The following is a 5261-nucleotide window of genomic DNA, read 5'->3' on the forward strand; positions in this document are numbered from 1 at the left end:
TCTTTAAAATCGCTCACAGGGCATTTATGAGCTTCTCACGAGTAAAACAAGGATAAATAAAAGCCAAGATACTGTTATTCACTTTACTTTGTTGTAAGTTAGTTGTCCCCCCTTGTTTTGGGGTGTGAGTGCTGGCTGGGGGTGTGGGGGCTAGCCCCCGCATAACGTCACTAAGTAAGGCTAAAGGCAGATATTTCTGAACGATAGCACAGGCGGTTTTGGCGGTACAATGGTCAGAGCAAGCCGAATTTCGTAAATTCTCGTTTTGGGTATGTTCGGCTTGGCGACATGCCACCACCGCCAAAATTTCGGAAAGCAAGGGGGAAAGGGTGGAGATTTTTTTGAGCGATAGCGTTCCGTAGGACAAAAAAATACTACCCGAACCTTGCTTGGAGAAAAGCCCTTTAGAAGATATAAGAGGGAACATTTGAAGAATGTTGTTATATCAAGGGTTATAGAGGTTGTTAGTAATCACAGTGTGAACCCAATAGTAATCATAAGCTATGATTACTATTTGAATATAAAGTAATCAAATTAACACTTGTTTTTTAAAAAAAATAATTATACTATAATCTTATATGATTACAACATGCTCACAAATGATTACTATATGGTTCACTAGATGATACATATATGTTTCATTTTAAGTAGTATACTGCTTATTCAGGGGAGGAATATCGTGACAACGTTAACAATAGGGGAAACAAAAAACGTACTAGATCCTAATTCTAGAACATTTGAGGAACGTGAGAGAGAATTAGAAGAACTAAAGAAACAGGAAGAAGAAGAGCGAAAAAGACAACAAGGAAGTCCTTATAAAAGGTGGGTGCAAATGAATAAAGACGCTTATAAAGCAGAAGATTGGCTAATGTCAAAATCACCAATAGCATATCGAATCTTTAAGTTTCTAATTAATAACATGGATTCATACAATGCGGTTATGTGTTCGTATAACGTCTTACAAGAACAGTTCGAAATTAGTAAACCCACTGTTACAAGAGCAATTAAACTTCTTAGAGAAAAGCAATACATAGACGTTTACAAATCAGGAACATCAAACATTTATGCCGTTAATAAACAAATTGCTTGGAATAGTTGGGGAACAAATTATAAACACGGCAAATTCGGAGCCAATATAATCATCTCTGAAAGTGAACAAGAAAACAGCATGAAAACGAAAATACAATCTCAATTACACAAAGAAATAACGATAGAGATAAAGGAGTAGAACCGTCATTAAGACGGTTCTTTTAACTATAAAGTAAAAGCATTTTCTTCTTCATCTTCAGGACGAACACTTCCTGTTGTTTGGAGATCAGCAAGAGCAAAAGCTAATTTTTCAACCGAATACTGGTTATCCAAGTGCTTTACAATCCGTTTCATTGCAGTGATTTGTGTTTTAGGGGCTTCATTTTTTTCTAAATATGCTAAAATCTTTTCTGCTTCACTGATCCTTCTTTTCGTTGTTTTAATACGGTCAAAAACATCATTTCTCATATTCATTTATCCTCCTCCTTTACATTTCCAATTCTATATCTTTTTCATTTTCTTTCTGTGGTTTTTCTAATTTTTGTAGAGAATCCTGGACTAATTTATCTTGTTTGTCATCCAGTGCTTTTATATGGCTAGGGGCAATATCCCTAATTCTTAAAAACGTCTTTACTCGGTCAATTTGAGCATGTAAAACGTTCCCCACTCTTTGTTTGAAAGCCGAAAACTCCTTACTGATCTGCATGAGTTTTTCCTTCAATTGCCCGTTCTCCGATTTCAATTCTCGATTCTCATTTTGGTAAGACCGGTTTTCTAGTTTTAGCGTATCTACCTCTTGTTTTAACTGCTTTTTTTCCTTCAACTGGTCATTGTATTTATGAACCAGCCCATTATATTTTTCTACTAGATTTCCGTATTTCTGCACAACCTCAGCCTGTTTCACTTTTTCCACTGCTTTTTTCTCTGCCAATGTATCTAAGTTCTGTTCAACATCTTTGTAATAATGTCGAATTTTGTCTTGTCCTATCTGCATATCTGATTTTAATTGCTGAACTTCTGTCTTTGCCTTCTCTAACTCCTTCTGGAGAACCTCCGCCTTCTGCTGATAGACAACTCCATTTGTCGCATAATCGACTAGGCTTTTGTAATCTTGCTCCTTCATGCCAACAAGCCCAAGCACCTTTTTCGGTTGAATGTTCTCAATCGCCTTTGTCTTGTCGTCAATCTCTTGAATATGCCCCATTGTCCGTTCATACTTTTCTCTAGCTTCCTGCTCCATTTGTTGGAACGTCAGAGCCTTATATTTGGCTGTCTCAACGTGTTTACGGTCTGATGAGACTCCTCGCTCCAAGTCAAAGCCTTCTCGCACCATATGGTCATGAAACTTATCTTGAAGCTTTACCAGTTGTTGCTTTTTCCCAAAAAAGTCCTTTGCGGAAAGCCGACCATCTTCGGTGATCGGCACGAACCCAACATGCATATGCGGTGTTTTCTCGTCTTTATGAACCATCGCATAGGCAATATTCTTTTCTCCGTATTCGTTCGCAAAAAACTCATAAGCTGATTCAAAGAATCGCTTTTCCTCTTGTTCCGATAGCTTTTGAAAATACTCGGAATCGGAAGTGACAAGGAAACTCGCCACCTTCACCGCATCTTTCCGAATGGCTTTGCCAGTCGTCACTCCTTCCTCAATCATTTTGTTAACCTTCTCGCTATAATCAATCGGCTTTGAATTGACCAAATCATAATTTAGATGTGAACGTGACCCATCAATATCACCGTTCGTCTGACTTTCTTTTTCTCTCTGATTATGAATTTGAATACCCTTAATGGCAGGTGACTTTAGCTTCTGCATATGTAAAACGGCAAAGCTCATATCGGGGTTTTCGCTCCTTTCTAAAATCGCTAGATTAATAGAAAGTGTAGCACACTACACTTTGCAAGCAAAGTTCCATGTGCTCTGCGAGGCTTTTCGGCTCCGCCGAGCCATGCTACTGCATGGCAAAAAACAAAACCTTGGGCTTTGCCCAAACCCACTGGGGAACTCTTCCCCAGACCCCTTTCAAAAACTCCCCCAACCCCCTCACTTTTGAGGGGGCTCCCTCGCCGGTAGGCAGGTCAAAAGGTGAACTTTTGACATACCAAGAGGGTCTTGGTGTAGTGAGTTTGTCAACTCCTTAATGCTCCCTGCGGTCCGCTTACCGTTGACAAACGCCATACAGAGCCTTTCTAGCCCTTTTAAGAGGTTGCCCCTTATAAAACCCCTATTTAATCTTTAAAATCGCTCACAGGGCATTTATGAGCTTCTCACGAGTAAAACAAGGATAAATAAAAGCCAAGATACTGTTAATGTTTCATAAGGCTATGAAAATGCCTGTATTAAAGGATTTACCAGATAAATTATTTTAAAAAATTTAGTCGTAGTTGTTTAATTTGACAACTACGATTTTTTATTTATGTTCGTATTTTTGTTTGTGTTTATTTAGACACACAACTGTGTTCAAATGAACACACACGAAAATCGCTAAAACTACTGGTATATCAACCTTTTTTACACTTTTAAAAGTCTCTCTCTTCTCACTCTATATATAAGGGCTTTTCTTCATGCAAGGGACGGGTAGTATTTTTCGGACAGACCACCGAAAAATCTCCACCCTTTACCCTTGCACTCCGAAATTCGGCAGGTGCGCAGCTTGTGCCAAGCCGACACACTGAAAACGAGGATTAATCAGGGTCGGCTTGCACTGCAATTGTACCTGCCGAAACGCCTGAGCGTATCCCAAAATATGCTTTCACGACAAGGGCTACAGGACATGGGGGATTCTCCCCCAAACCCCCTAGCCAGCCTCCTCCTAAAAACAAGGGGGAAACCCAAAAAACCAACCCTTTGCAATATCAATTACGTTCCGAATTTTGAGAGTAAGCGAGGGCTTACAAGGCGTGTCGGCATGGATAAAGCTTTACAGCAACAAGGCATCAAGATAAGAAAAAACAAGAAAAAAACATAAATATTGCTTAATTTTTTTAAAAGAATACAATTTTTATTGAAAGCACTAAATATAAAAGGAGACATAAGCATATGAACTCAGAAAATAAAGTAGCAATAATAACAGGTTCAGCAGGTGGTTTAGGTAAAGCTATAGCTGAAAGATTAGCAAATGATGGTTTTAATATCGTTGTTCAAGACATCAATAATGATTTGTTACTAGAAACAGAAAAAGAATTCAAAGAAAAAGGATATAATGTAATATCTTTCAAAAGTGATGTTTCAAAACAAAAAGAACAAGAAGAACTAGTTAAATTTACTGTAAAAGAATTTAATAAATTAGATGTTTTTATTAATAATGCAGGTGTGGATGCTGTAACACCTTTCTTAGAAATAGACGAAAATCAACTTAATAAATTATTTAATATTAATGTATTTGGAACTGTTTATGGTACCCAAGCAGCTGCAAAACAATTTATAAAACAAAATACAAAAGGTAAAATAATAAACGCTTGTAGTATAGCAGGTCACGAATCTTACGAAATGCTAGGTACATATTCAGCTACTAAACACGCAGTTAGATCATACACTCAAGTTGCAGCTAAAGAATTAGCAAAGTATAAAATTAACGTTAATGCTTATTGTCCAGGAGTGGCAAAAACTAAAATGTGGGAAAGAATCGATGAAGAAATGGTTAAATATGATGAAAATTTAAATCCTGGAGATGCTTTTGAAAAATTTTCAAGTGCTATAAAATTAGGAAGATATCAAGAACCTAAAGATGTAGCAAATTTAGTATCATTCCTAGCTTCGGAAGATTCAGATTATATAACTGGTCAATCTATTTTAACAGATGGCGGATTAGTTTATAGATAAAAAATAAACAGTTTAATTAATTTGGTTTTTATTCCAATTTCCTTTTTGAATAGAAACTTTGAACCCTAAAAACCCAAAGCGTGTCAATCGTTCGGTTTAATAGCTAGCGCTATCCGAACGCTTGCGCTTTAAGTTTATTTTAGGGTTCTTTTCTTTTTCAAAAAGTTTTCTCGGCATAAAGTCGTCTAAATATTGACATACCAAGAGGGTCTTGGTGTAGTGAGTTTGTCAACTCCTTAATGCTCCCTGCGGTCCGCTTACCGTTGACAAACGCCATACAGAGCCTTTCTAGCCCTTTTAAGAGGTTGCCCCTTATAAAAACCCCTATTTAATCTTTAAAATCGCTCACAGGGCATTTATGAGCTTCTCACGAGTAAAACAAGGATAAATAAAAGCCAAGATACTGTTA

4 protein-coding genes are annotated in these 5261 nt (G+C 37.3%); 2 read left to right on the forward strand and 2 right to left on the reverse strand.

The genetic code is table 11. The annotated features are described in order from the left end of the window. Window positions 1-679 precede the first annotated feature (679 nt). On the forward strand, window positions 680-1228 hold the full coding sequence (locus ACH0BF_RS24820; protein ID WP_223664322.1) for a winged helix-turn-helix domain-containing protein: 549 nt from the start codon (window positions 680-682) through the stop codon (window positions 1226-1228). 26 nt (window positions 1229-1254) lie between these two features. On the opposite strand, the gene ACH0BF_RS24825 is transcribed toward ACH0BF_RS24820, so the two are convergent. Together ACH0BF_RS24825 and mobV are read right to left on the reverse strand one after the other, a co-directional pair. After that, complete coding sequence (locus ACH0BF_RS24825; protein ID WP_406910504.1) at window positions 1255-1503, reverse strand: hypothetical protein; 249 nt, start codon at window positions 1501-1503, stop codon at window positions 1255-1257. 13 nt (window positions 1504-1516) lie between these two features. Further along, the gene (gene mobV / locus ACH0BF_RS24830) at window positions 1517-2866 is read right to left on the reverse strand and encodes a MobV family relaxase (protein WP_406910505.1); all 1350 of its coding nucleotides are present in this window, start codon (window positions 2864-2866) and stop codon (window positions 1517-1519) included. A gap of 1203 nt (window positions 2867-4069) precedes the next feature. Between mobV and ACH0BF_RS24835 the strand changes: the two genes are divergently transcribed. Then, entirely contained in the window at window positions 4070-4852 is a 783-nt protein-coding gene (locus ACH0BF_RS24835; RefSeq protein WP_327826148.1) for an acetoin reductase, read from the forward strand. Window positions 4853-5261 lie beyond the last annotated feature (409 nt).

Origin of the sequence: Pseudobacillus sp. 179-B 2D1 NHS (assembly GCF_045370945.1) — a bacterium.
GTDB lineage: Bacteria > Bacillota > Bacilli > Bacillales > Domibacillaceae > Pseudobacillus.